The 26,445-nt window shown below is 62.9% G+C and carries 27 protein-coding genes; 8 read left to right on the top strand and 19 right to left on the bottom strand.

Annotated features, from left to right (window positions below):
• Positions 1-86 precede the first annotated feature (86 nt).
• Positions 87-1,139 carry a DUF5692 family protein gene (locus G7Y49_RS00675; RefSeq protein WP_165170208.1) on the top strand — a complete coding sequence of 351 codons (1,053 nt, stop codon included), beginning with the start codon at positions 87-89 and terminating at the stop codon, positions 1,137-1,139.
• 506 nt (positions 1,140-1,645) lie between these two features.
• Entirely contained in the window at positions 1,646-2,302 is a 657-nt protein-coding gene (locus G7Y49_RS00670; protein WP_165170206.1) for a hypothetical protein, read from the top strand.
• A gap of 133 nt (positions 2,303-2,435) precedes the next feature.
• Here G7Y49_RS00670 and G7Y49_RS00665 read toward each other — a convergent pair whose 3' ends face one another.
• The 4 genes from G7Y49_RS00665 to G7Y49_RS00650 form a co-directional block, all read right to left on the bottom strand.
• Complete coding sequence (locus G7Y49_RS00665; protein WP_165170204.1) at positions 2,436-2,696, bottom strand: DUF3343 domain-containing protein; 261 nt, start codon at positions 2,694-2,696, stop codon at positions 2,436-2,438.
• Between the two features lie 310 nt (positions 2,697-3,006).
• Complete coding sequence (locus tag G7Y49_RS00660) at positions 3,007-3,225, bottom strand: DUF3791 domain-containing protein (RefSeq protein ID WP_206214493.1); 219 nt, start codon at positions 3,223-3,225, stop codon at positions 3,007-3,009.
• A 1-nt stretch (position 3,226) separates the two neighbouring features.
• The gene (locus G7Y49_RS00655; RefSeq protein WP_165170202.1) at positions 3,227-3,472 is read right to left on the bottom strand and encodes a hypothetical protein; all 246 of its coding nucleotides are present in this window, start codon (positions 3,470-3,472) and stop codon (positions 3,227-3,229) included.
• Positions 3,469-3,948, bottom strand: a complete 480-nt coding sequence (locus G7Y49_RS00650; RefSeq protein WP_165170200.1) for a DUF3990 domain-containing protein — start codon at positions 3,946-3,948, stop codon at positions 3,469-3,471. Before G7Y49_RS00650 ends, G7Y49_RS00655 begins: the two co-directional genes overlap by 4 nt.
• A 956-nt stretch (positions 3,949-4,904) precedes the next feature.
• Between G7Y49_RS00650 and G7Y49_RS00645 the strand changes: the two genes are divergently transcribed.
• A complete protein-coding gene (locus tag G7Y49_RS00645) occupies positions 4,905-5,390 on the top strand; it encodes a C-GCAxxG-C-C family protein (protein ID WP_165170198.1) in 486 nt (161 codons plus the stop codon).
• Positions 5,391-5,655: 265 nt separating this feature from the next.
• On the opposite strand, the gene G7Y49_RS00640 is transcribed toward G7Y49_RS00645, so the two are convergent.
• The 8 genes from G7Y49_RS00640 to G7Y49_RS00605 form a co-directional block, all read right to left on the bottom strand.
• The gene (locus G7Y49_RS00640; protein ID WP_165170196.1) at positions 5,656-6,543 is read right to left on the bottom strand and encodes a TetR/AcrR family transcriptional regulator; all 888 of its coding nucleotides are present in this window, start codon (positions 6,541-6,543) and stop codon (positions 5,656-5,658) included.
• 230 nt (positions 6,544-6,773) lie between these two features.
• Positions 6,774-7,055: a hypothetical protein gene (locus G7Y49_RS00635; RefSeq protein ID WP_165169982.1), complete on the bottom strand. Its 282-nt coding sequence runs from the start codon at positions 7,053-7,055 to the stop codon at positions 6,774-6,776.
• Positions 7,056-7,064: 9 nt separating this feature from the next.
• Positions 7,065-7,283, bottom strand: a complete 219-nt coding sequence (locus G7Y49_RS00630; protein ID WP_165170194.1) for a DUF4332 domain-containing protein — start codon at positions 7,281-7,283, stop codon at positions 7,065-7,067.
• Between the two features lie 117 nt (positions 7,284-7,400).
• Positions 7,401-9,653 (bottom strand): molybdopterin-dependent oxidoreductase, encoded by a 2,253-nt coding sequence (locus G7Y49_RS00625; protein ID WP_165170192.1) that lies wholly within the window; start codon positions 9,651-9,653, stop codon positions 7,401-7,403.
• A 263-nt stretch (positions 9,654-9,916) separates the two neighbouring features.
• Entirely contained in the window at positions 9,917-11,131 is a 1,215-nt protein-coding gene (locus G7Y49_RS00620; RefSeq protein ID WP_165170190.1) for an acetate/propionate family kinase, read from the bottom strand.
• Complete coding sequence (locus tag G7Y49_RS12385; protein WP_165170188.1) at positions 11,125-12,156, bottom strand: spermidine synthase; 1,032 nt, start codon at positions 12,154-12,156, stop codon at positions 11,125-11,127. Before G7Y49_RS12385 ends, G7Y49_RS00620 begins: the two co-directional genes overlap by 7 nt.
• 148 nt (positions 12,157-12,304) lie before the next feature.
• Entirely contained in the window at positions 12,305-12,892 is a 588-nt protein-coding gene (locus G7Y49_RS00610; protein ID WP_206214492.1) for a DJ-1 family glyoxalase III, read from the bottom strand.
• Between the two features lie 145 nt (positions 12,893-13,037).
• Positions 13,038-14,135, bottom strand: a complete 1,098-nt coding sequence (locus G7Y49_RS00605; protein ID WP_165170186.1) for an aldo/keto reductase — start codon at positions 14,133-14,135, stop codon at positions 13,038-13,040.
• A gap of 537 nt (positions 14,136-14,672) precedes the next feature.
• Between G7Y49_RS00605 and G7Y49_RS00600 the strand changes: the two genes are divergently transcribed.
• A complete protein-coding gene (locus G7Y49_RS00600; protein WP_165170184.1) occupies positions 14,673-15,905 on the top strand; it encodes an ATP-binding protein in 1,233 nt (410 codons plus the stop codon).
• A gap of 361 nt (positions 15,906-16,266) precedes the next feature.
• On the opposite strand, the gene G7Y49_RS00595 is transcribed toward G7Y49_RS00600, so the two are convergent.
• The 5 genes from G7Y49_RS00595 to G7Y49_RS12430 all read right to left on the bottom strand — a co-directional run bounded on the left by G7Y49_RS00595 (position 16,267) and on the right by G7Y49_RS12430 (position 19,387).
• Positions 16,267-16,626: a YccF domain-containing protein gene (locus tag G7Y49_RS00595; protein ID WP_165170182.1), complete on the bottom strand. Its 360-nt coding sequence runs from the start codon at positions 16,624-16,626 to the stop codon at positions 16,267-16,269.
• A 189-nt stretch (positions 16,627-16,815) separates the two neighbouring features.
• The gene (locus G7Y49_RS00590; protein WP_165170180.1) at positions 16,816-17,550 is read right to left on the bottom strand and encodes an EcsC family protein; all 735 of its coding nucleotides are present in this window, start codon (positions 17,548-17,550) and stop codon (positions 16,816-16,818) included.
• Positions 17,551-17,609: 59 nt separating this feature from the next.
• Positions 17,610-18,266, bottom strand: coding sequence for a DUF4230 domain-containing protein (locus tag G7Y49_RS00585; RefSeq protein ID WP_165170178.1), 657 nt, complete (start codon positions 18,264-18,266; stop codon positions 17,610-17,612).
• An 8-nt stretch (positions 18,267-18,274) separates the two neighbouring features.
• Complete coding sequence (locus G7Y49_RS00580) at positions 18,275-19,105, bottom strand: hypothetical protein (protein ID WP_206214491.1); 831 nt, start codon at positions 19,103-19,105, stop codon at positions 18,275-18,277.
• Between the two features lie 78 nt (positions 19,106-19,183).
• The gene (locus tag G7Y49_RS12430; RefSeq protein WP_370519549.1) at positions 19,184-19,387 is read right to left on the bottom strand and encodes a helix-turn-helix domain-containing protein; all 204 of its coding nucleotides are present in this window, start codon (positions 19,385-19,387) and stop codon (positions 19,184-19,186) included.
• 126 nt (positions 19,388-19,513) lie between these two features.
• Here G7Y49_RS12430 and G7Y49_RS00570 point away from each other — a divergent pair, with 126 nt between their 5' ends.
• Complete coding sequence (locus tag G7Y49_RS00570; RefSeq protein ID WP_165170174.1) at positions 19,514-19,768, top strand: helix-turn-helix transcriptional regulator; 255 nt, start codon at positions 19,514-19,516, stop codon at positions 19,766-19,768.
• 902 nt (positions 19,769-20,670) lie between these two features.
• On the opposite strand, the gene G7Y49_RS00565 is transcribed toward G7Y49_RS00570, so the two are convergent.
• Complete coding sequence (locus tag G7Y49_RS00565; RefSeq protein ID WP_165170172.1) at positions 20,671-21,795, bottom strand: AAA family ATPase; 1,125 nt, start codon at positions 21,793-21,795, stop codon at positions 20,671-20,673.
• A 294-nt stretch (positions 21,796-22,089) separates the two neighbouring features.
• On the opposite strand from G7Y49_RS00565, the gene G7Y49_RS00560 reads away from it, so the two are divergent.
• Positions 22,090-22,944, top strand: coding sequence for a HipA domain-containing protein (locus tag G7Y49_RS00560; RefSeq protein WP_165170170.1), 855 nt, complete (start codon positions 22,090-22,092; stop codon positions 22,942-22,944).
• Positions 22,941-23,726, top strand: coding sequence for a helix-turn-helix domain-containing protein (locus tag G7Y49_RS00555; RefSeq protein WP_165170168.1), 786 nt, complete (start codon positions 22,941-22,943; stop codon positions 23,724-23,726). Before G7Y49_RS00560 ends, G7Y49_RS00555 begins: the two co-directional genes overlap by 4 nt.
• A gap of 98 nt (positions 23,727-23,824) precedes the next feature.
• Here the strand turns inward: G7Y49_RS00555 and ettA are convergent, their stop codons facing one another.
• Complete coding sequence (gene ettA, locus G7Y49_RS00550; protein WP_165170166.1) at positions 23,825-25,504, bottom strand: energy-dependent translational throttle protein EttA; 1,680 nt, start codon at positions 25,502-25,504, stop codon at positions 23,825-23,827.
• Between the two features lie 122 nt (positions 25,505-25,626).
• On the opposite strand from ettA, the gene G7Y49_RS00545 reads away from it, so the two are divergent.
• Positions 25,627-26,445 (top strand): 5-formyltetrahydrofolate cyclo-ligase, encoded by an 819-nt coding sequence (locus tag G7Y49_RS00545; RefSeq protein ID WP_165170164.1) that lies wholly within the window; start codon positions 25,627-25,629, stop codon positions 26,443-26,445.

Raw genomic sequence — 26,445 nt, 5'->3', positions numbered from 1 at the left:
CGCGGGGAGGGGCGGCTTGAGGCCGCCGAGGGCTGGAGTCGAAGCGCGGGGCAGACCTGCCTCGCAAACCCAAAGGAGGGGTTCTCATGTTGTTTGACGTATACGGCGACCAAGCCTTATACCAATGGGCCGGGATGATCGTCGTCCTCGTCGCGCTCATCCTGCTGAACGAGTTCGAGCGGCGCACGAAGGTCGGCGGCCTGACCGTGTTCGTGGGCCTGTGCGGCGCCATGACGGTGTACTGCCTCGTCGTGGAGATCAGCGCGGCGATGGGCGCCGAGTGGGCGCTTGCCAACCCCACGCACACCGACATGAACGGCTGGTTCCACTACGCGAAGGTGTATGCCGCCACCGCGGGCTGCATCGGCTTCATGATGCTGAAGTACTCGTGGACCAAGATCGGCCGCTCGCAGTGGTTCAAGTACTTCCCGTTCGTCATCGTGGCCATCAACATCCTGATCGCCGTGGTGAGCGACTTCGAGAGCGCCGTGCGCGCGTTCGGCACCACCTGGGTGTCCCCCGAGGGCGTCCTGCTCTACGGCGGCTGGCACAACGTGCTCAACGGCATCGCCGGCATCCTGAACATCGCCTGCATGACCGGCTGGCTCGGCATCTACATCTCCAAGGACCGCAAGGACATGCTGTGGCCCGACATGACGTGGGTCTTCATCATCGCCTACGACCTGTGGAACTTCTGCTACACCTACAACTGCCTGCCGACGCACTCCTGGTACTGCGGCGTCGCCCTGCTGCTCGCCCCCACCATCGCCTGCTTCCTGTGGAACAGGGGCGGCTGGATCCAGAACCGCGCGTTCACGCTGGCAACCTGGTGCATGTTCTGCCAGGTGTTCCCGATGTTCGCGAACGACTCCATCTTCGCCGCGCAGTCGGTGAACAACCCCGACGTGAACCTCGCCGTCTCCGCCGTGGCCCTGGCCGCCAACGTGGCCGCGCTCGCCTACATCCTGTACCGCGCGAAGAAGCTCGGCGTGAACCCGTGGCTCAAGGAGGTCTTCGTGGGCACGAGGGACTTCAAGCGCGCCATGGCGCGCCGCGAGTCCGCCGAGCGCCTGCTGGCAACCGCCCCGAAGTCGGCGACGCCCGAGGAGCTCGCCCGCCTCGAGGCCGCGCACCGGTAGCGAGCCGGCAGCGGGCGTCGGCAGCGCGTCAGTAGCGGGCCGGCTGCGGGCGTCGGCAGCGGCCCGGCTGCGGGCCGCGCCCGCCCACCGCAACCGGGCCGCACTCGCCCACCGCGCTCGCCACCGCAGCCGCATGACAGCTGCATGGCCGTGCCCGAGCGCACCGCTCGGCGGCGCCGCAAGCACCCCCTCGGAGAGTCCGCCCCCCAGGCGGGCTCTCCGCGTTTTGGGGCCGCGACGCCTTCTGACGGCGGCTCGGCAGAGCATTAAAGGTGACTAACAAGGCTCTCACCTGGGGTGTTGGTTTTCTTTCGAAGACGTTGTGGGGAAAGGGCGCAGCGGACGTGGAGAACGGATGCGCAAGACGTGGGGGTTGGGTGCATCGGATGTGGACAGCTCGCACAGATTGAGGCGATTTCCGACGAGGCGGCGACGCTTTGGTAACCTCTTCGGCGGCCGCGCCCACGTCAAACGCACCCTATGCGGCCGGGAAAGGACGCCTTCACGTGCCCCAACGCGTACTCGAACGCCTCGCGCGACCCCTCGCAGCCGCCGCCCTCGCCGCCTCGTTCGCGGCGTTCTCCCTCGCAGCTGCGCCCGCGCCGGCCCTCGCCGCCGAAGGAGCGCCCGGCGCGCTCAGCGTGCCCGCCGTCGCGCGCGAGGTTGCCGTGAAGGTCACCCAGGCGCAAGCCGACCTCAAGGCCAACCGCACGCTTCCCTACGACCCCACCATCATCGCGCAGATCGGCAACCAGATGGCTGACGGCCACATGATCTGCTGTCCCGGCTACGCCTGCGCCTACGGCGACGCCGTCATCACCGGGCAGGCCACCGACCACTCCTTCTACGGCTGCGGCTGCTGCACGTGGCCCCGCTGGGGCGGCGGAAACTCGTCGTTTCGCAGCCTCGGGTCTGACGCCGCGCTGCTGCGGGAGGCTTACGACGAGATATCCGCCGGGCGCCCGACCGTCATCCACGTGGCCAGTTCGTGGGGCGAGCACTGGATCTGCCTCATCGGGTTTAGGGATGCGCACGACCCCGGCAACCTCACGCTGGGCAACTTCGTCGCGCTCGACCCCGTGTACGGAAACGAGATCACGGCCTCGGACGGCTACGTGCTCTACGGCGACGCCTGCCAGCACGTAAGCGACACCCGCGCTTAGCGGAACAGCCCCGGGCACGACGCGCCCGCGTGCGCAACTCTCTCGCGGCCAGATCCTTCTACTCCGCGCCCTGCGGGCGCTCCGTCCAGGATGGCATGAGAGATGCGGATGCGCTTACAGAGCACGAGCTCGCTTACAGGGCGCAGATGCGCTCGCAGGCCCCGTCATCGGCGACGCGGTAGAGAGAGGCCAGGCCCGTGTCGCGCTTCGCGCCGAAGATGCGCGCGAGCACCTCCTCGGGGTCAGGCGCATCGAACTCCACGGCGATGTCGCAGCCCGCGCTGATCGCGGCGGGCGCAGAGATGGTCCGGAAGTCCACGCTGCCCGAGGCGAGCGTCTTCGAGGCCGCCATGGCCGCTTGGCTCGACTCAAATGCAATCACGTACGTTGACACGAAAACCTTCTTTCCTTTCATTTCCTTTGCCAGCTTGAGGCCAATCTGGAGCAAGCTTAGGGCCAGCCCGGGATCAGTTTGAAGCCAGCCCGGAGTCAGCTTGAGGCCAGCTTGGAGCTGGCACGCGAGCAGAATAGCCGCATCCGCAGGTTCCCTTCGAAGTCGTGCGAGGACGTCGCCCATGAGCAGAGGCAGCGAACGGCGCCGGGCACGCCGCGCCTCGCGCCGACGCTGCCGCGAGGCGCCGATGAACGCGATGGCGAACGATCCCGCAGAGCCCCTCGATCACATGCCATCGCATACCACGATCTCACCACGCATGCCTTCCCGTCGCCAGCAGGCTGTCGATGTCCTCGAAAGCGTTCTCGATGCGCTCGCTGTGGTACATCTCGTAGTTGTCGTATATCTCCTGCGTAATGCCGTGAGCGTCCCACTCTTGCAGAACATCTCCCGCAGGACGCCCCTTCGCCTCGGCATAGCATTCGATCAGGAAAATGAAGAACTCCGTTTCTTTTGCCAGATCAGACACGCTATTCCCCTCTCATGTATGCCGAGTTTCGCGGATCACCGGTTCTTTGCTCCGCTTTCCACATATCGTATATCCCGTATTCGGAGTAGTCCCACATCCCGTTCTCGATGCGCTCCAAGAGACCATGCGTCTCGGACGTGAGGAACGCCCTCACGGCATCCATCTGCTCCATCTCGAAATCGTTGACAATGCGCCTGATCACGTGCCGATCATAGTAGTCAACGGCGAAATAGGGGATTCTCTTCATACCGAAATCACCTCAATGCAGCGGAGGCGCCTCAGCGCCTCTACGGTCTTGAACACGAACTGGTCCTTCAGCTTCTGGGGCATGAGCAGCTCTATGGTTCGGTCAGCTGTAAGAAACCCGTCAATAAAGAGCAGCAGCGTGGGCATCGTCTGGTCATTCGCCACCGGTCCGACAACGACGTCCCAATCACCTGGGATGCTCTCGCTCCTCCTGTTCTTCGCCACGAAGGACAGCCAAGCCTCGTCAGGTTCGTTGAACCTGAGGACGCGCAAGTCATCGAAAGACGATTCGTCAACCTCATAGACCGTAACGCAAGGACGTCCTTTTCCGCGAAGGCGAGCTGTACGCCTTGCCCACGATGATGCCTGCCGCAAGTCGGAAGTCGTGTAGAACCCGTTTCCGAAATCCAAAGCACGCTGATCTCTCAGAAGCCTGGGGGTTCGCACCTCAACGTTGCTCCCATGATAAAGCTCCATGCCGAGTTCGCCTCCTCGCTTCAGTCCTCACGCCCTCCCGCCAGAAGCACCTGCCGCTTTTCGCCATTATAGCTTCTATCCGAGCTCGCGTTGCCGTTCTGCGAAAACGCGCATCCCACCTGAAACTCGCGCAAACTTATGCGAGGGTTTCGGGCGGGAATGTTCGATGTCTTCGCTCTGCCAAGAGGCAATGGGCGAAGCTCCGGCCACAGTCTGCGGCAGCAAGCTCCTTCCACAATCCGCGCCTACACAGAGCACGCCACATCGCGCAATCCCCCTTCTTCAACCCGTGACAGCACGGAGCGTGGCGCGACGCCAACGAGTCCCTTCCCGCGCTGCCCATGCCTCCCGTGCCTCCCGTGCTGTCCATGGCGCCCACGGCACCCATGCCCCCATGCTGCCCATGCCCCCATGACACTCATGTCGCCCACGACACCGACAACGGCGGTTTTTCATCCACCTTGGGAAAATACTGGATGAAAGCACCCCGTTATCGGCGATTTCTCGAAGAAAGTGGATGAAAAGGGCTCGTTATCGGCGGTTTTTGCGGCTTGGACCACCGATAACGACCTAGTTTCATCCACGTTTCAATGAGGGGTGGATGAAAAAGCGCCGTTGTCGGTGGTTCCCGGGGCTTGCCGCTTACCCGGGGCTCGTCACCTGCCCGCGCCTCGCGTCTGCTGGGCACTTGCTGCTTGGTGGCCCTTGCCGCCCGCATTGCGTCTGTTGGACGCCCGTTGCTTGCTGGCCCTTGCCGCCGCGCATTTCACCTGCCGGGCGAGAGCTCGCTTGCGCCTCGCGCCTGTTGGGCGGACGCCCGCTTACGCATTGTGCCTGCCGAGCGCTTGCTGCGTGCCGTCGACTGGAAGGTGATCTCCATGCAGCGTGGGCGCATTTCGCGTTATCATCAGCGGAGTCGATGCATGCACGCCATCTGAACTATCGCGAGGATCACCATGCCCCATCTCAACGAAACCGCCGAGCCTGCCACGCAAGCCAAACCCGCCGAACACACCGAGCCCTCGGCTCGCGCGCTCACGTCCGAGGTGCTCGCACGACACGAGCGGCGCCACAACTGCGCGCAGTCGGTCGCCTGCGCGTTCTCCCGCTTCACGCCCGTGGACGAGGACACGCTCTTCCGCATGATGGAGGGGTTCGGCGCAGGCATGGGCGGCAACGCCGAGACCTGCGGCGTAGTGTCGGCCGGCGTGGCCGTCATCAGCGCGTGCGCGAGCGACGGAAGCGCCCAGCGCACCACCAAGGAGCACACCTACGAGGTGGCGAAGGGGTTCGTGGAGGCGTTTCGCGCCACGCACGGCACCACCTGCTGCCGCGAGCTGAAGGAGCTCAGCAGCGTGCCCGCCCCGCATCGCTGCGACGCCTACATGGAGAGCGGCACGCAGCTGCTCCTCGAGACCTTGCAGAAGCGCAACCTGGCATAAGCGCGCTGTCTGCGCGAAGGGACCGCAACTGGTCGCCATGCCCACATCATGGCACGTGGATAGCGCGTGCGCGCGAAAAAGCGCGTAAGCTTGATCGCAAGGGCACATCCACGCGAGAAGGAGGGGGCATGTGCATACCATGCGTCATGTGCGGCGCCTGCATGAGCGCCGCGGGGCAAGTCGTCGAAAGCGGGCTCTGCCCTGCCTGCGGCGCACCCGTGGATCCTGACGCCGTCAGCTGCCCGTCTTGCTACACGTTCCTCGGTCAGCGTCCCGCTGCTTCTGAGGGATCCTCCGCATCAGGCGAATCAGGCAAATCAGCCGCACTTGAAGGATCCGCCGTACGCGCGGCGCCCAGCGAATCCGCCACGTCCGTCGCGCACCGTGAGTTCGCCGCACGCGCCGCGCACACTGCATCTGTCACGCCTGCCGGGAGCTTCGCGTCGTCGAGCGCCGAGGAGACCCGCGCGACCTCCTGACGAATGATCCAGCTGAGCGAGTCGTGGATCACGTTCTCGAACGGCGAGACCTGCTCGGCGGTGCGCCCGATCGGCGCGTAGTTCAGGCGCTGGATGTAGCGCGAGATGAACGCACCCGTGAAGAAGTCGGCGAGGAAGGCGACCGAACATCCCCTGTCGACGCGCATGCGCAGGCCCTCGCGCGAGATGGCGCTGCACTTCGACAGCTCTTGATCGATCAGGTAGCGGATGTCCTCGGTCAGGGCGGGGCGGTACAGCTCGAGCAGGTAGTGCTCGAGCGTCCCCGGCCCCAGCGATGAGAGCACGTTGCGGTAGTACGCGCGGCGACGCTCAAGGCAGCTGTACGCCGCGTCGAAGAACAGCGCGTTGTAGATGCGGCCGTCCTCGTCCACGTTGCGCACGTAGTAGGGGAACGCTGCGTACCGGTCGTCCGACGCCTCGTACACCAGCTGGCCGGGCGCGAACGTCTTCTCCAACTTGCAGGCCAGCTCGTAGCGGAACAGCCAGACGACGAGCTGGCTCTTGTCGGAGAAGTGGTAGTAGAACGTCTTGCGGTGCTTGCCCAGCTGGTCGACTACCATGTTGACGGTGATGCGGTCAAGCGGCATCGCCTCCGCGAGCTCGGCAAACGACTCCGCCAAGCTCAGCTTCGCCTCAACGTTTCTTCGAGCCACAGCGTCCCCCCCTCCCGCCTCTCGATAAGCGTTCATGCGGCGCGTCCGCCAAAGCGGGCGAGCCTGCCAAAGACGGCCGACGCGCGCACCAAAGCCAGGACACCCGCCAAAGTCGGCGCGCCCGCCAAATCCAAGGAGCTCGCCAAGGCCGACGCGCGCACCAAGGCCAGAACGCCCGCCAAGGCTAGCGCGTCCGCTAAAGCTGGCGAGCTCAAGAGCCAGGGTGCCGCCTATTCCCCGCCCTGCGGCGATCGGGGCGCGGGCGGCGGCGCAGGGGCCGCCGGCGCACTCGGAGCCGCAGGCGCAGGCACACCTGGCGCACTCGGGGCCGCAGGCGCAGGCACGCCTGGCGCACTCGGAGCCACAGGTGCGCTCGGGCCCGCGACGCCTGCCGGCGCGCGCATGACGGCCCCGCACTCAGGGCACGTGCCGTCGGGGTTGGGCATGACGACAACATAGCAGCCGGGGCACACGCTCTCGCCCGCCGCGGCCTCAGGAGGTCTGAAACACATGGGAAGCTCCTACCACTCGCAGTTCATCATCAGAATGAAGTTCCCCGCCGTCGAGGACCACTCCTCGAGCTTGAACGGGTCGAGGCCCGTCTTCTCCGCCAGCTCCCCGCGCGAGTCGACGTGCTTGGCAACCTCGTAGAACTCCTCGATGGTGGTAATGCCCTGCTCGTTCAGCTTCTCGACGCCCTCGGGGGTGATCCCAAACAGCTTGTCCAGTTCGGCAGCCATGGCGGCCTTCCTTTCCTCGAATCGACTCTGCGAGCGCGCCCGGAGCACCCGAAAGCCCGGATGCGGATGCGGACGCGCTCGCCTCGTTCTCGCTCGTCAACCGAAGCGCAAGCGATCCTAGTCCTCGCAGCGGTACACCTTCACGGCGACGCCCGTCTGCTGCCACGCGCCGATGAGCTGGTCGAGCGAGTTGGGGTCGTCGTCCAGAAGCACGTTGGCGTTCGACTCGAAGGCGCCGAACAGCGACGGGTACGCCTCCTCCTTCTCGGGGAACCACCAGTCATGCTGCACGCTGATGACGCGCGGGTCCACGCTGGAGGTCTTGCGCGCGCACTGCTTGATGCGGCCCATGTGCGTCTCGATCCAGCACCAGTCGCCGTCGCGGATGTCCAGGTCAACTGCCGTCGACGGGTGGATGTCGAAGATGGGGTCGGGGTGCAGGTCGCGGTACGGCCCCGGCTGGCGGTGCTCGGAGTGGTAGAACGGCATGAAGCGCGCGCCCGTGATCATGACGAGCGGGTACTCGTCCGCCCACTCGGGGTGCTTCTCCACGCTGGCCGCCGGGTACTCGAAGTGCGGCAGCGGGTCGAACGGCAGGCCCGTCTCCGCGGCGAGCTTCTCCACCACCGACGACTTGAGCTCCACCTTGCCCGACGGCGTGAGGAACTTGAACCCGGGCTCCTTGTACTTCTCGAACTTCTTCTGGCCGGCCATGTACTTCACGTCGTTGTAGAACTTCTCATGCGTGAGCCCCATGGGCGCCAGCTGGAAGTCGAGCATGTCCTCGGCCTTCGGGCCCCACCACTTGTCCTCTTGCCCCAGGCGGACGGCCAGGCCGTAGAAGAACTCGTAGTCGTCGCGGAAGTCGACGTCGGCGCCGCCCTCGAAGCGGTCGATCACGCGCGCCTGCGCGCCGAAGTACATGGGGCGGTGGTTCATGACCGCGTAGCAGTTGTCGGGGCGCTCGAGCCATGTGGCCGCCGGCAGCACGTAGTCAGCCAAGGCGCCGGTGGGCGTCATGAAGTAGTCGTGCACCACCAGGAGGTCGAGGTTCATGAGCGCCTCGACCACGAGCTTCGTGTTGGAGAACGCCATGACTGGGTTGTCGGCCTGCACGATGAGCGCGCGCACCGGATACGGGTCGCCGTCGCGCATGGCGCGGAACAGAAGCGGCGCGTTGGAGTACGGGTAGAACGACGGGTACGCCTGCGAGATGACGTCCCAGCCCTTGAACGTGAGGCCCGGGAAGCGGTCGTTCCCGATCATCTTGTCGCGCTGCTCCTGGGAGAGCGCGTAGTGCTCGTAGAACGCCGGTGGGAAGCGCGACGGCGGGGCCAGCTGATCGCCGCCCTTCTTGTCGAGGTTGCCCGTGATGGCACGCAGGATGGCCTTGGCCTGGATGGCGCTCGAGGCGTTGATGCCGCTCGCGTCGCCGCCCTTCTGGCCCCACGGCAGGCACGCCGGCTTGATGGTGGCGTACATGCGCGCGGCCTGGACGATCTTGTCAGCGGGAATCCACGTGATCTCGGCGACCTTCTCGGGCGGGTACTCGGCCGCGCGCGCGGCGAGCTCGTCGAAGCCGATGCACCACTCGTCCACGAACTCGTGGTCGTAGAGGTCCTCGGCGATGATGACGTTGATGAAGCCGAGCGCCAGCGCCGCGTCGGTGCCGGGGCGGATCTGCAGCCACAGGTCGGCCTGCTGGGCCACCTCCGAGCAGCGCGGGTCGATGACCAGCAGCTTCGCGCCGCGCTCCTTGCGGTTCGTGTCAACCCAGTGCCACAGGAGCGGCTCGGAGGCTATGGTGTTGCGGCCCCACAGGACCACCAGGTCGGCGTTCACCCAGTCGGACTTGTCCGAGCAGAAGCCGCCGTAGGTGCAGGGCTCGAGCCACATGTCCGAGCTGTAGCAGATGGTGCCGTTGCCGCCGGTGTTCGGGCTGCCGAACAGGTTGGTGAACTTGTAGTGCAGCCAGCTCCACGTGCGCGCCGTGCCCTCGGTGAAGGCCAGCATCTCGGGGCCGTACTCGTCACGCAGGGCGGCGAGCTTCGCGGCGATCTCGTCGAACGCCTGGTCCCACGTGATCTCCTCCCACTGGCCGCCGCCGCGCTCGCCGACGCGCTTGAGCGGGCGGCGCAGGCGGTTCTCGTTGTACACGAAGCCGTCGAGGAAGCGGCCCTTCTCCAGGCGCGAGCACACGTACCCCTTGTTGTGCGGGCAGTCGGGATCGCCCTCGATGTCGACGATGCGCCCGTCCTTCTTCGTGACCAGCACGCCGCAGCGCACGTGGCAGAAGAAGCAGCCGGCCCGCAGGACCTCCACGTTCTCATCCGCGCATCCAGGGACTTCCACGTTCTCGTTCTCAGCCATGACTCTCTCCTTTTGATAGGATACCGACCGCGGTCGCCGTCGGTGCAGACCGAAAGAATCCCCCTTTCCCTCGCCGCAGATCATGGCTTAACTATAGAAGCCGCGCGCGACCAGCCGCCATGGCCAAAACGACCCCGGCGGCTAGTTTCGCGCGGCGCTGACGCCCGTGCGCGGGCCCGTGGCGCTGGCGCCCCGTCCTGGTGCGCGCCTCGCGCGCCCGTGGCGCCGACGCCCACCGATGCGCCCCGTCCCGCTTGCGCGCCCTACCTCAGCTGGCTCACCAGGTTGTCGGTCTCGCGGGCGATGCGCATCTCCTCGTCGGTGGTCACCACGCAGATCTTGATGGGGCTGTCGTCGATGGAGATCACGCGGTTCATGCCGATGGCGCCCTCCACGTTGTTGCGCTCCTTGTCCAGGATCATGCCCATGTGCGCCAGCCCGCGGAAGATGCGCTCGCGCAGGTCAGCCGAGTTCTCGCCGATGCCCGCCGTCATCACCACGGCGTCGGTGCGCGTCATGGCGGCGTAGTAGCTGCCGATGGACTTCTGCACGCGGTACACGTACATGTCGATGGCGAGCTCCGCGTGCTCGTCGCCGCGCGCGGCCGCGTCGAGCACGTCGCGCATGTCGCCGCTCGAGCCCGCGATCCCCAGGATGCCGCTCTTGCGGTTCAGGATCTCGTCCATCTCGTCGAACGTGATGCCCTCGCGGCGCATGATGTAGGTGATGATGGCCGGGTCGATCGAGCCCGAGCGCGTGCCCATCATGAGGCCCTCGAGCGGCGTGAAGCCCATGGTGGTGTCGATGGACTTCCCGTGGTTGACCGCCGTGATGGAGCCGCCGTTGCCCAGATGGCACGTGATGAGGCCCAGGTCGCGCAGGGGTCGCCCGAGCAGGTTCGCCGCCTGCTGCGCCGCGTAGCGGTGGCTCGTGCCGTGCGCGCCGTAGCGGCGGATGGAGTACTCGTCGTAGTAGCGCATGGGCAGCGGGTACATGTACGCCTTCGGCGGCATGGTCTGGTGGAACGCCGTGTCGAAGACGGCCACCTGCGGCGTGTTCGGCAAAAGGCTCCGCGTCATGTCGATGCACGCGTCGGCCGGCGGGTTGTGCAGGGGCGCGAGCTCCTCGCACTTGGCCAGGTTGGCGCGCGCCTCGTCGTCGATGAGCGCGGCCCTGGTGAAGAACTCGCCGCCCGCCACGATGCGGTTGCCGATGGCGTCGATCTGCTCGAGGCCGCTGATGGGGCTCTCCGGGTCGTCCACCATGATGTCGAGCAGCTTGCGCAGGCACTGCTCCACCGTGAGCCCCGCCACGTTGTACGTGACCTTCTGGAAGTCGGGCGCGAACGACACGTTCATGAACGCGCGCTCCGTGCCCACCTTCTCGGCCAGGCACTTCATGCGCGCGTCCTTGCCCTCGGTCTCGATGAGCTGCGACTTGAGCGAGGAGCTCCCCGCGTTCACCACGAGCACTAGCATGCGGCATCTTTCCTCTCAGGCGTCGGGATCACGTCGGAAAACGCGTACTCCGCGTCAGAGGCGATCACCAGGTAGTTGTCCTTGTCGCTGAACCGCTCGTCGGACGCGAAGATCACCGTCACGTGCGCGAAGAAGCGATCCAGCTCGTTGATCAGGCGGATGAGGTGGCGGAACTCCCGCCACTCGGGCCCGCTCACCACGTTCACCAGGTAGAGGCCTCCCGGGTTCAGGCGGTCCTTCACCGCGCGCAAGCCGGCAGCGCCCGCCAGGTCAGCGGCTGCGGCAGCGCCCGCGAACGCGTCGTTGCAGATGGCGTCGTAGCGCTTCTCGCAGCCGGCGAGATATCCCAGGCCGTCGTCGACGATGAGGTTGAAGCGCTGCGCCGAACCCTCGCGCGAGCTCAGCTCGCGCTCGAGCTTGTCGACGAAGAAGAAGCGGCGCGCGATCTCGGCGACGGCGGGGTCCGACTCCACCACGTCGACGCGCAGGCCGGGCCGCGTCATGAGCGCGTGCTTGGGCCACGCGCACCCGCCGCCCCCGATCATGAGCACGTCGCGGATGGCGAAGGGGGCGTCGGCGGGGCGAGTGGCGCCAGCGGGCTGGGCGGCGCCAGCGGAACAGGTGGCGTCGGCAAGCTGGGCGCCGTCGGCGGGCTGGGCGGCTTCCACGGCCACGCCGGCGTCCGCGTCCGCACCCGAGCCCGCGACCGCGCCCTCCGCCTCGAACATGCGGTCAAAGGCGCGGTAGTACTCGAACACCGGCTCATGCCAGCGCTCTCCCAGGTAGGTGGCAGACTGATACGCGCCGCCCACGTTGAGCACGCGCACGCGCTCGCCGTCCTCGCCGCACACGGTGTACACCCGCGCCAGCCCCGCGTCCGTGCGCCGCACGTGCGGGTCGAGCTGAAGCAGCTTGCGCACCGCCAGCGCGTTCGCCGCCGTCACGCCGACGCCCGCCGCCACGAGCGCCGCGCCCTTCGCGCGCCCCGCCAGGCCGGCAACCTTGCCCACGCCCGTCTTCGCCATAGCACGCCCCCTTCCCGAAGCGCGCCCGCAAGGGCGCGTCGTCTTTCAGCTCATCCCATGATACCTGCTGAATCCCTCACGAAGCGCGACGTTGCACCATCGCGTTCACGCGAAGGCGGCCATCGCCACGATGTCCAGCCCGCAGCTTCTAGCAGGCGAGCATGCCGGACGCCACCTGCACGGCCACGTCCTTCCCCGCCAGGGCCTCGAGCACCGCGAGCGCGAACGGCAGCGACTTCGCCGGCCCGCTTCCCGTGATGAGGTTCCCGTCGCGCACCACGTCATCAGGCTGGTACGCGCCCGCGGGGAACACGTCCTCGCAGCTCGGATAGCACGTGGCGCGGCGGCCGTCGAGCAGGCCCAGGTGCGCCAGGAGCATGGGGGCGGCGCAGATGGCCGCGACCAGGCGTCCCTCCTCGAGCCGGGACGCGAGCGCCGCGCGCAAAGGCTCGCAGGCGGAGAGGTTCTCGTAGCCCCCCATGCCGCCCGGCAGGATGATCGCGTCGAAGCCGCCCAGGTCAACGTCGCCGTCAGCCACCGCCGCGTCGGCCGTGACAGGCACTCCCTGCGCCGAGGCCACCTCGCGCGTCGGCATGACCGATGCCACAACTACTTCCACGCCCGCGCGTCGCAGCACGTCAACCGAAGTCAGAGCCTCGATCGTCTCGAACCCCTCGCCCAGCATGACCGCCACCCGGCAGTCCTCGGCAGCCTTGCACTCCATGGCGCATCCCATAGCGTCCCCTTCCTCACAGCACACGTGAACACGCTGAGCATAACGCCCCGAGGGCATGATCGCCGCGCGAATCCGCAACCCGACAGGTCAGCGGCGAAATCTCCATGCGCCAGCCGCAGAGGCGGACGCGGACGCAGACGCAAGGCTAGATGCCGAAGCACCCGCTCATCTCGCGCATTCGGGACATCTGGTCGACGCCGAACGGGCACCGCTTGTTGCAGTGTTCGCACTCGGTGCAGTCGGAGGCGTGATGCTCCAGGTTGAGGTAGTGGCTCTTCGCCATCTCGTCGCCCATGCGCGACAGGTCGTAGTACTTGTTGGCAAGGCCGATCGATATGCCCGCCGGGCAGGGCTGACAATGGTTGCAGTAGACGCAGACGCCCGTCGTCTCGGGCGGAGCGAACCGCCCGACCACCGAGTAGTCCTTTTCCTGCGGACTGGCGTCGAAGAACCCGAGCAGCTCGCTCAAGTCGGACAGCCCTCGGATCCCGGGCAGGACGGTGAGGACGCCCGGCCTGTCGAGGGCGTATTGGATGCACTGGTACGAGGTCAGGGCATGCCTGAACGGGGAAGCCTTCGCGTCCAGAAGCTGGCCTCCGGCGAAGGCCTTCATAACGGAGATGCCCACGCCTTGCGCCTCGAATTCCTTGTAGAGGGCGGCGCGGTCGTCGGCGCTGCCCTTGCCGTACGCCGACTCGTCGGTGTAGTCGTACATCGGGTTCAGGCTGAACATGCCCAGATCCATCATTCCCGTGGCGAGGAACCTGCGGGCAATCCCCGCATTGTGGGTGCTGAACCCCAGATGGCGGATCGTGCCCGCCTGCTTGCACTTCAGGGCGTAGTCCCAAGCCTCCCCGTTCATCACCTTGTCGAAGTCGGCGTCCTCGTCTATGCAGTGCACGAAGGCGAAGTCTGCGTAGTCGGTGCCGAGCAGCGCAAGGCGAGCTTCGAACTCCGCGATCGACTTCCGCGCGTTGGTCGTCCAGCCGTACTCTCCGCTGGAATAGTCGGCGCCGATGTGGACTTGCAGCATGACCTTGTCTCGCCTGCCGCGCAACGCCTTCGCATAGCCGCCGAAGGCGCATGCCTTGCTCGGCACGAAGTCCAAGAAGTTTATGCCCGCGTCCACGGCAGCATGCAGCGTCTTGACGATTTCGCCCTCGCTTGCATTGTGGATGCTGCCCATGCCAAGGCCGATGACGCTGATCTCCTCCGTACCATGAGGGAGCTTGCGATATTCCATGTATCTATACCTCTATCAACTCGTAGTTCTGCCCATTTGCAAGCTCCCCCAAACCCTCTCAGATGCTCCGACATCGCAGGAGAAGCAGCTACGGAGCCTGCTGCCCCGAGGATGCCCTGTCATCTGCACCGTGCCAGGCGAGCGATCCATGCAAGTAATGCCGACATCTTGAAGCGGCGCCTTGCTTCCCCTCTTTCGCCATCATGGGGATAGCTTTCCTTGGTAACAAGGCTAAGCCAGCTGATGCAGTATGTACAATGCCTGTATTGAGAAATATTCTATTCCTGCCAGGCATATGTTGCTTGGGAGCAATGCAGACGGTGCGCGAAAGGCGCCCCTCGCACGCCAAAGAGCTCGCTACCTGATCTCAGCGCCGAAGGGGAACAGGCTCAGCTTCGCCAAATGGCTCGCGAAGGCGGTGCCGGAATGGATGCGACACTTGCGAGACATATAGCCTAACTCCATGAAAACAGCCATTTAAGGGGCACAATGTTGCTATAATCGCAAAAAGTGCCCGTTAACAGAGGATGGGACATTATGGATAAGAAGCTTTACCGGCGGGAACGTTACCTCGCGAAGCTCCGGCCGTTCTACCACGACGACGACATAATCAAGGTGATCACGGGCGTTCGCCGATGCGGGAAGTCCTGCCTCATGGAGACCGCCGCCGAGGAACTCAGGGAATCCGGCGTGGCGGAGAAGGACGTGCTCTACCTCGACCTGGACTCGAAGAGGTACCGCAAGGTTGCCACGCCCGACCAACTTGAGGCTGCCATAGACGGACTTGTCGACGACGATGACCCCAAGTACCTGTTCATCGACGAGATCCAGAACGTCAGAGGATTCGAGGAGGTCGTCAACGCCTATCGCAACGACGGCGGGTTCTCCATATTCCTCACAGGCTCGAACTCGTACCTGCTCTCTGGCGAACTCGCGACCAAGCTCACCGGCCGCTACGTCGAGAGCGAGATGTTCACGTTGGGCTTCTCCGAGCACCTGGGCATGAAGGAGTTCCTGGGCAAGCCGCTCCTGCCCGATGCGCAGGAGTTCGAGCGATGGCTCGCCTACGGAGGTTTCCCACGTGCCCTGTCCATCGAGGAAGCTTCTGCAAAGGATGCTTATGTACGCGACGTCGTCGACCAGATCTTCGAGAAGGACATACGCAGAAGGAAGAAGATCCGCAACCGCATCGCCTTCGAGCGATCCATGGCCTACGCCATCAACAACTTCGGAGCCACCACCAACCTGACCAACATCGTCGACTACCTCAGCAACGTGGAGCGCATCGCCGTGAAGAAGCAGACCCTTTCCGGCTATCTCGAGCTGCTCGCCAACGCGAAGCTTCTATACAAGTGCCCACGCTTCGACATGAAGTCGAAAAGATCGCTCCGCAGCGAGGAGAAGTACTACCTCGCCGACCCGGCGATCTACCGCGCGCGCAACGCCGACGCGCGCGTCAACTACGGCCCCGCGCTTGAGAACGCGCTATACACGCACCTCCTCTCGAAGGGGTACAAGGTGAGCGTCGGACGCATCGGCAAGCTGGAATGCGACTTCATCGTACGCAAGGGTGACGAATACGCCTACGTCCAAGTGTCCATGACCGTCGCCGACCCCGAGGTGGAGCGGCGCGAGTACGCCCCGTTCGACAAGGTGAGAGACGCATGGCCACGCTACCTGCTCACACTCGATCCGCTACGCAACCAGCGCGACGGTGTGAGGCACCTTAACCTGATGGAGTTCCTCAAAGAGGATGGCGACCTGCTGTAGGCGGATCGCATTCTCGCAGGTCGGGCTCAATCAATCACAACCAGCAGACTGAGCTTGCAATCCGCAACAAAGGAGGCAATACCTCGAATTCAGACTCCCGTGGGAGCGATCCTTGTCCGCCCGAGACCGATGTTAAGAAGGATAGACTTGCCTTTCTCCCCAATTGCCTAAAGGCGACGGTCCCGAAAAGGACGGGGTTGGCTGAGCGCGTAGCATTTGAATCACTGCTGGAAGGAATGTCCGGAAGCGATATGGCGACAGCCGTCACAGTTGGCTGCGAATGCAGCCCGAGCATAGCCGTAGCGCCGAAAGGCGTGAGCGTAGAGGGTGCGAAAAGCGCTTGTGCTCGTTCAAAAGCTCGCTACCTGATCTCAGCGCCGAAGGGGAACAGGCTTAGCTTCGCCAGCTTGAACAGCTGCAATCCGAACGGGATCCCCACGATGGTGATGCACCACAGCACGCCGAGGACGGCGTACGAGATCGCCTCCCACAGGCCGATGACCACCAGCCAGACGATGTTGGCCAGAAGCGACGGCGCTCCCCCGCCGTAGCTAATCTCCTTGCCGAACGGCGCCAAGGTGAGGCTCGCGAACTTGAAGCACTGCCGCCCCAGCGGAATGCCCACGATGGTCACGTAGAAGATGATTCCGGCAAGCACCCACCCCAAAGCCGTGAGCAGCCCGCCGAAGATGATCCAAATGATGTTCCCAACCGTGCGCATGGCCTTCCTTCCGTCGTTGCGCGTCCGTACAACATGAAACTCGACGCGAAACACAGTTTAGCTGTCAACCCCGAGTCTATCTTGGTTGGCATTGAGGCTCATCCTCGGTTTTCCTTCGACAAGCCAACGCGTTAGTAAAGTATCCTGATCAGCTCTTTTTGAATAAGCTGATCAGGATCACAAAACCTTCTACAAAAGCATTTCTTCTTCAGAAACCTCTATCGCTTTTATCTCTTCCACTTCCTCCTCGGTAGGTTCAGAGCCGTCAGGGTTTTCATTGCTAATAAACATCCTTATTGCGTTCTTCGCAATAACGGAAGTAGAGAGAACGTCTACCCCTCCACCTATGACACCACCAGCAAGAGGAATCATCTTACCAAGATTAACGATGCCCTTCTCCCCGAACTTCGTTATAAACCTGAAGCCAATTTTCTGGTTTATTTTCACCAGCGCTGCACCTGGAATTTTCTTAATTGCTGCCTCGAGGCTCTTTTTTCCAACCTTGATTCCAAGCTCTCTAGCCACATCGGTAACAGCTGCCCCGGTCAAGCACATGTATATCATTGTCTGGACCTGGTCTGACTCAACGTCATAGCCGCCAATCCTCGCAATAGCAGCTATCATACGCATTTGAACATATGCGACACTTCCAATATTTGCGGGGATTGCAACAGGCAGCGTAATATAGCCTCCTAAACCGGTAATGAAACCTGATGCGGCACATTTTGCAATCTGGGACTTAACCAGAGCTTTTGCAGCTTTTTCCGGAGATTCATGCTTTGAAAGGTAATCATCTGCCAGCTTGTCGACAGACTTGCTCACCTTGGGGATTCCATCGAGAGCCTTCGCGTATATCTCATCAAGAATCTTTCCTGCAGTTGTCTCGTCAATCTCAGCAGATCGAACATCTTTCTGCTTGGTCATCTTGACTCCCTCATCGATACAGTGGGATACAGTCTATATTGCGCCCTCACATTCGCCATCTATTCAAACTCAACTGTATACTCATCACCGAGAGCCGCAATAAGCATATTACGCACATCGTTTTTTGCATTTTCTCGAGCTTCCTCGAGAAGGCCACCAGTCACAGCCTCCTCCTGGCTTCGCTGGAAGCACTGAGCCTGAAACGTATCCACGTCCTCCACATGAATAGGATTAAACACGTTGCTGTTTTCCTCCAACACGCCAGACTTCTCCATATCAGGTGTATTGGATATGAGATACGGTTCTCCAAGTTTCACATAGATCGTCTGACCCGTACGCCGATACGCAGCCTCTCCCATGTCAACTCCCGCTTTGATCGTACCTGCATAACGATACCAAAAGCTGCTGTTAACTGGAATATCGATAGAGTCAAAGAGCTTGATACTGTCGTTCGTCGCTTTGTCGACGATGTTGTATTTCTGCGAAACGCTCACCAACTCATTTTGCGCCACGATACGCTCGAACACGATAGACGCCTGGTCAACCTTCTCTTCATCCTCGGGGTTGTGGCTTTGGAGAAACATGACCCCTCCCACGCCTAACGCTAGACCTATAGCAATCCCGATTAAAACGAATCTCGCATTTGAAAACAGCTTCTTTTTGCCCGTCATCGCCATGGGAAAGCGCCTCCCCTTTTCTTTCTTCGCAATACTCATATATCAAACTATTCCTCTATGAACACAAGCGAGTCGATAATGGCCTTCTCGAGAGCCTCCTGCTGAGACGCCGTCAGTTTGTCAGATGTCCTCACCAGCGTCGTCCCCACCACCGCATGGGACCCAGATGCCAAAGCACCGCCATCGAACACAGCAAGATACTCCTCACGCTTTTGGGCGTCCTCAGCCGTTGAATAGACCTCGACACAACCACCGCCATCAGTTCCCCTGTCGATTATCGAAGAGCCTGCCCCTGGCAGCTTTGACAAATCAACGAGCGGGCTCGAAAAGTACACTGCAGCCGTATAGCCTCCCGCTTTGTTGAGATTGCCATTGGGATCGTGCTCCTCCGTTACTGCTGATATGTCCTGAACGCCATCAACTTCCCCAAGCCTCTCGATAACGTAGGCTTCCGTAGGCTGATCAACCAAATCGTACTGGCGAATGCTCCGTCTTACAGCTTCCGCTGTATTCTCTATGCCAGTCCTTTCCTCGACATAGCTCACAGCCTTCAATTCATTAGTCGTCGCCTCAATGTCTTCGATCTTGCTCGGAATGGACGGGATCTCGATCTTGGCGGCTTTTCCCTCCGACACAGCTGTTTCCAAGGCGGGGATCAGCTCGGGCTCAAGTAGGTTCTCACCAGCTGCAATTAGCTCCTCCCCATCCGCAATAGCCGCATCAAGCTCAACTTCTTGGCCTTCAAGCCTTTCGATTTCGGCGGAGCAAGCGCTTTTAGCTTCTTTCACTTCCTCAGACTCCGCACATCCCGAGATCATTCCGGCGATAAGAATCGCTGACGCCACGACGGCAAGTGTCTTTGTGGTTATCCTTTTCATGCTCATCCTTTCTCTTGGATCGGCAGCAACCCAGCGCGGCCGAAGACGAAACTCCGACCGCGCCAAGCCTGCATTACACTATTCTTCTCTTTCAATCCCTAGCAGCTCGTCACAGGTGCAGCTGTACGCGAGTGCCATCTGTCTGACCACAAGCGCATCGGGCTCTTCTCTCCCTTCTTCGAACCGAGCGAGGGTGCACGGTGGTACCTCAAGCTCTTCCGCTGCCTCACGGAGAGACATACTCGCCCGTTGACGACAGCGCTTAAAGCCTTCCGAAGCCATACTCATACTCACTTTCTGTATTTTCTTAGGGTGATTATAAACAATCTTATAAATTCGCTTTGCAGTAAGCTGCTTTTTTCTCCTTTCGAGTAGGATTTCCCTTAGACAACGTTGGAAAGGGTTGGTATGGAGGAAAGACGGCTCATCGGATCGCGCATCGCGTTTGCTCGCAAGGCAGCGCAGCTCAATCAGGCTGAGCTCGGCCGGGAAATCGGCGTTTCCGGCCAGACCATTTCCAACTGGGAGACAGCGCGCTACGTACCGAGCGCCAGCGACGTCGTAGCCTTGTCAAAGACGCTCCATTGCTCGTCAGACTTTCTGCTGGGCCTTTCCGATTCCTTCACGTTCACGCAAAGGAATCGCTCCTCGCATCTGCGCTGAGGGCAGTTGCCTAACTCGCCCGAAGGGCGTGCTGATGCGTCAACTGCATTGGCAGCCACGTTGTCTCATTATGGGCGTTGTAATTTTCGCGAGCCTGTTTGCTAGAGCAGGCGCATTCCCCTGCCCCTTACTCTGCGATTTTGATTAACTCAAGATTATTCACGCCGATTGTGCTCACAGTACGGAATAGAGAATTGGAGCCGACGCATGGGCGGAGAAGCGCACGCTGAGTCCGCCTTAGACCGAATAGTTCGCAACGCTGTATGCACTGAGATGAGTGATGCGAACATGCGCGAGCACATGGCTTCCAAGAAGAGATAACGCCCACAGGGATCTCACCGAGTGCTCGGGCGTAAAAACCCTCGCGTTCAGCGGGCCGGATCAGATGGTGCACAGCTTCGATGTTGCTTGCATGACGAGCGTGCATGCAGTCGCTGAGTGGCAGATAGAGCACGAAAGCTCCCGAGGTAGGTGATGACTCACCGTTCAGGAGCTTTTGCACCTCGAATGATAGCTACGAACGCTACGTAATGTCAGTGACGACCCCCCCCCTACGGTTCACGAAAAGAAGGTGCTTCAACTTCTTGATGCGCACCGTTGCGCAGATGCGCAGCTCGCGTTCGATGGCGGCATCCGGGATAGACTTTATGCGACGGCTATCTAATACGACATGGGCGCTCTGGTCAACAGCGCGACGGAGATTTCTCTCAATCGCGACACCGATCGAAAACACGGCAAACGCAACCACTGTCAGAAGGCCCAATCCTGCTGCTACTCAGCTGAAGGAGTGCACGGCAACGAGCCAGAACCTCGCACCCAACACGGAGATCGCCATGACGTTCGCAAAGGACCCCGAAAGCGGCTTGCGATCGGGATTTCACTTCAGCATCACGGCTTGCCCTCTACTCGATGACTTCCTTGAGGTACTCCCTGAAGCCGGGGAGGCTGAAGCGCAGCTTGCCCCTGAGGCCCTCTTCTATGATGCCGCCCTCCAAGAGGCGCTTCTTGTACGTTGAGACGTGTCCGCTTGACTTGCCGAGGCGGCTGGCCAAAGCCGACGAGTCGGTCTCTCCCTCGTCGGCGAGCATGGCGCGCAGGAAGTCCACGTCGCCATCGGACAGCTCGTTGAACGTTGCGTCGAAAACCTGCCGTCGCAGCTCACCTTGGGCGAGCCTCACGCCAGCCTCGACGCTCTTCTCGGTGATGACGTCCTCGCCGCGCGACGCGTTCCACATGCGATACCCCACCAGCTGGTACATGAACGGGAATCCGCCCGTCGCCTCGACGGCCCGGGAGAGGGCCGCCTGCTCGATGGCCTTCCCCGCGCCCTCGATCGTCACCACAAACGCTTCCTCGATGTCATGGGCGGGAATGGACCCGAGGTCATGCCGGAACGCGCGCCTGAGGAACGAGGTGGACTCACCCGAGAGGAGCACCGACACGTTGTAGGGCAGCCCGGCCATGAGAAGCGCCACCTTCCGGCCCTCGCGCACGAAGTGCTGGTACGTGGTCGCAAGCTGGACCATCTCGTCAAGATGGGGGTTGACCTCGTCGACGGTTATCAGAAGCCCCGTCTCCGTCTGGGCAAGCTGATCGAGCAGCAGGTTCATCTTCGATCGCCAGTTCAGCGACGGATCGGCAACGTTCTCCCAGCTGACGCTCACGAGCCTGCCCACGCCTATGCCGGTGGCCTTTCTCTTCGGAGCCGCCTCAAGCAGATGAGCAGCCTGCTCAGCCGCTCGCTGCACGACGTCATCGAGCATTCCCGGAACGGCCGTCACGCTTACCGCCACCCAGCCCCTTGACGAAGCCTCGGTGGCGAGACGGGAAAGCAGCGCGGTTTTTCCCGTTCCGCGCGCCCCGACGAATACCGACGAGAGGTTCGGATCTCCCTCACCCACCTCAAAGGCGCAGATCATGTCGCTGATAATGCGCTCACGCCCCGCCAGATAGGAAGGCACCTTGCCGAAGACAGGCGTGAAGGGATTGACGGACGGGTTGAGTTTTCCCCTTTGAGCTTGAGACATTGTCATCGCCTTCCTCACGCGCTTTTCGCAACCGCGCCGTGCCCTTTACGTGCTTTAGCCATTATTACAGCTTTTAGCGTCTTTTACAAGTTTTAGCAGTTTTTACAGCTTTTAGCTTCCTTTAGTTTCTTTAGCTCCCTTTAGTTCTTTTAGCTTCCTTTGGCTATTTGAGTGCAAACCTCTTCCATTTATGTGTCATAAATATCAATAATTAATTTTGACACGATACGGGCAAAATGCTCGATATACTATGTCAAAATTTACATCAAGTATTTTTGATACATAAGGAGAGCCATGGACTTCACCTCATGCGAGCTGAGCAACCGGTACTATGGCGGCACCGAGCGCAAGATCGGCGTCATCGTCGGCGACGAGCCGTTCATGCTCAAGTTCCAGAAGCGCACCGCCTTCGGAGTTCGGTTCAATCACCTGTCAGAGCATCTCGGATCGCGCGTGTTCGCATGCGCGGGAATCCCCTCCCAATACACGGTCCTCGGCACCTACAAGGGCGAGCCCGTGGTGGCCTGTCGCGACTTCCTTTCCGAAAACGAGCAGTTCGTCCCGTTCAACGACGTAGGGGAAAGCACGCTCGATCAGGACAAGGAGACGTATCAGTACGAATACGCCGACATCATGCGAATGCTTCGAGATAACTCAAAGCTCACCGATGTCGAAGGCACCGTCGCGGCATTCTGGGAGATATTCATCATTGATGCGCTCGTCGGCAACTTCGACCGCCATGGCGGCAACTGGGGGTTCGTGAAGCATGCGGGGCGCTATCGGCTCGCACCCGTATTCGACAACGGGTCGTGCCTGTTTCCCAGCCTCCTCGACGATCAAATGGCCCGCATCATCGCCTCTGACGAGGAAACGCGCAAGCGCGTGTTCGACTTCCCCACCTCCCAGGTCAAGCTCGATGGAAGGAAGAGCTCCTACTACGAGGTGATCAGCAGCTTGGCGTTCCCCGAGTGCAACAAAGCCCTCGCCAACGTGGTGGCGCGACTTGACATGGACGCCGTACGCGCCTGCGTGGCAGACCTCGCGGACGCCAGCGAGACGCGCCGGCTGTTCTACACCCACATGCTCGACGCACGCTACGAGCTCATCCTCCGATCTGCGTACGAGAAGCTGATGGGAGGACGCTCGTGAGGAAGACCACCACCAGCGGCGTCATTCGCGTACGCGACGAGCTGGGCTTCGCCTGCCACATAGCGCGCATCGACTACGCCGAGCGTGAAGACGGAACGTTCGAATACGCGTTCACGCCGCGCTATCCCGTGATCGACATGCTCTCGACTGCCGTCTTCCAGGGAATACCAGGACTTGACCTCGACATGCGCAAGAAGCGCTATCTGCGTCGGAACAGAGTGCCCACCTTCATCGACGAGCGCACGCCCAGCGAGCGCCGGGAGAACGTGCAGGAGCTGCTCGAGGCATGCGGAATGACCTACCTCAATCGCCTCGAATGGCTCATTCGGACCGACCTGCGCTACAGCGGGGACCTTCTCTACGTTGACCGCTGGCGTCCTGAGGACGAGAAGCGCGTCATCGACTTGGGAGACCTCTCGGAGTGCGGCGTGCGCGCCGCACAGGCGGCGAGCGCGCTCCTCTCGGAGATATGCCAAGGAAACGACGTTGCCACCAGCGCGTTCTCCATCGACGACGGCAACCGCGAGACTTGTTACCGGCTGCTCTCAGCGCTTCTTCGCAAGGAGAAGACGTTCCTTGCGAATCGACGCGAGGAAGGATGGGCGAAAGCCGCGTGCGCTGGCAAGACGCGCGGCCGCAAGCGCGCAGACACGAGCCTTGCGGAACTCAACGCCGTGCGCCGCGCTCATCTCGAAGGGCGCATGACCGCCGAGGCGGCGGCAGAGCAGCTCGGCATAAGCCGATCGACGTTCTACCGCCGCCTGAAGGAGATTGGGGCATAGCCCTCGGCCTTTGCTTCCCTGGGCGCCTTCCGCGCGGCTTCGCCTTGGTTTCCTCGAGCGCCCCGCACGTCGCGCGCTTCCCGCGCCCTCGGCTTCTGCTAGTCGCGCGTCAGCTTGCGGTGCAGGCGATGGGGCTTGGCGGCCTCCTTGCCGAGGCGCGCCTCGCGGTCGGCCTGGTACGCCTCGAAGTTGCCCTCGAACCAGTGCCAGTTGCCGGGGTTCTCGTCAGTGCCCTCCCACGCCAGGATGTGCGTGGCGATGCGGTCGAGGAACATGCGGTCGTGGCTCACCACCACCGAGCAGCCCGGGAAGTCCAAAAGCGCCGCCTCGAGCGAGGAGAGCGTCTCCACGTCGAGGTCGTTGGTGGGCTCGTCGAGCAGCAGCAGGTTGCCGCCCTCCTTCAGCGTGAGCGCCAGGTTCAGGCGGTTGCGCTCGCCGCCCGACAGCACGCCCGCGGGCTTCTGCTGGTCGGAGCCCTTGAAGCCGAACGCCGCCACGTAGGCGCGGCTCGGGATCTCGGTGTCGCCCACCACCATGTAGTCGGTGCCGCCGCTCACCACCTCCCAGAGCCGGGTGTCGGGGTCGATGCCCGCGCGGCCCTGGTCGACGTAGGAGATCTTCACCGTCTCGCCGAGCGTGAGCGTGCCGCCGTCAAGCGGCTCGAGCCCCACGATGGCCTTGAACAGCGTGGTCTTGCCCACGCCGTTCGGGCCGATCACGCCCACGATGCCGTTTCGCGGCAGCTCGAAGGACAGATCCTCGATGAGCACGCGCCCGTCGAACTCCTTGTGCAGGTGCTCGGCCACGAGCACCTTCGAGCCCAGGCGCGGGCCCACCGGAATGCGGATGTCGGTGAAGTCGAGCTTCTTCGCCGCCGCGGCCTCGGCCACCATCTGCTCGTAGCGCTCCAGGCGCGCCTTGCTCTTCGCCTGCCGCGCCTTCGGGGACGAGCGCACCCACTCGAGCTCGCGCTCCATGCGGCGGGCGAGCTTGGCCTGCTGCTGGCCCTGCGCGGCGATGCGCGCGGCCTTCGTCTCCAGGTAGGTGGAGTAGTTGCCCTTGTACGGGAACAGCTGGCCGCGGTCCACCTCGCAAATCCACTCGGCCACGTTGTCCAAAAAGTAGCGGTCGTGCGTGACGGCGAGCACCGCGCCGGGATAGCTCTTCAGGAACTGCTCGAGCCACAGCACGCTCTCGGCGTCGAGGTGGTTCGTCGGCTCGTCGAGGAGCAGCAGGTCAGGCGCCTCGAGCAGAAGGCGGCACAGCGCCACGCGGCGTCGCTCGCCGCCCGAGAGCACGCTCACGGGCATGTCGGAGTCGGGGCATTGCAGCGCGTCCATGGCCTGGGAGAGCTGGTTGTCCAGGTCCCATCCGTTGGCGGCGTCGATCTCGTCCTGGAGGCGCCCCATCTCGTCCATGAGCGCGTCGAAGTCGGCGTCGGGATCGCCCATCTCGGCGCTCACCTGGTTGAAGCGCTCCACCTTCGCCAGCACGTCGGCGAACGCCATCCGCACGTTCTCGATGACCGTCTTGTCCTCCTCGAGCGGCGGCTCCTGCTGCAGGATGCCCACGGTGTAGCCCGGCGTGAGGCGCGCCTCGCCGGCCGTGACCTCCTCGAGGCCCGCCATCACCTTGAGCAGCGTGGACTTGCCCATGCCGTTGGGGCCCACCACGCCGATCTTCGCGCCCGGGAAGAACGACAGCGACACGTCGTCGAGGATGACCTTGTCGCCATGCGCCTTGCGCGCCTTGTACATCTGGTAAACGAATTCAGCCACGCCGAAACTCCTTTGCGATAAGAGACGATTTCTGAAATTATAATTTGCCTCAACGCACATTCCAATCACGATGCGGCGTTTGCCGCAGCGTTTGCGGAAAGAGCACGTCCGGAAGGGGGTCCATGCGAGGCGAGAGCGACAGCCGCGAGAGGGCGGGCTGCGAGGATGCTGGCTGCGAAGGCGCCGGTTGCGAGAGTTCTAGCTACGAGAGCGCGAGCTGCGAGGGCGCCAGTTGCGAAGGCGTCGGCCGCGGAAGCGCCGAGGAGGCCAAGCGCGCGCTGCGCGCGCAGCTCAAGGGCGCGCGAGCGGCGCTTTCGCCCGACGAGCGCGCGGCGGCTGACGCGCGCATCGCCGCGCAGCTGTTCGAGCTGGACGCATGGCGATGCGCGGACGTGGTGCTTGCGTACCGGTCGTTCGGATCCGAGGTCGACACGCGCGGGATCATCGAGCGCGCGTGGGCGGAGGACAAGGCGGTGGCGCTGCCGCGCTGCGTGCCCGGCACGCGCCTCATGCGCTGGCATCACGTGACCAGCCTCGACGCGCTCGAGCGCAGCGCGTTCGGCGTGGAGGAGCCGCCCGACGACCCCGCCGCGCTCGTCGACCCATCGACGCTGGCGCCTGCCGCCAGCGTCGATGCCGCCGCGCCCACGTCCGCGACCAGCGCCGACGGCGGCGGCGTCACTGCCATCGCTGCCGCCGCCACGTCCGCAGGCGCCCACGCCCCGCGCGCCCTCGCGATCGTGCCCGGGCTCGCCTTCGACGCGCAGGGCTTCCGCATCGGCTACGGCGGCGGCTTCTACGACGCCTTCCTCGCCGCCTTCCCCGGCACGTCGGTCGGGCTGTGCCGCGAGGCGTCCCTGCTACCCAGCCTGCGCGCGCAAGGCGCCCTCGACGCCCACGACAGGCCCGTCGACATCGTGCTCGCGGAAAGCAGCCGGTGA

Source organism: Adlercreutzia sp. ZJ242 (assembly GCF_011038995.1).
GTDB lineage: Bacteria > Actinomycetota > Coriobacteriia > Coriobacteriales > Eggerthellaceae > CAAEEV01.
This window is presented reverse-complemented; position numbering and strand designations above follow the sequence as displayed.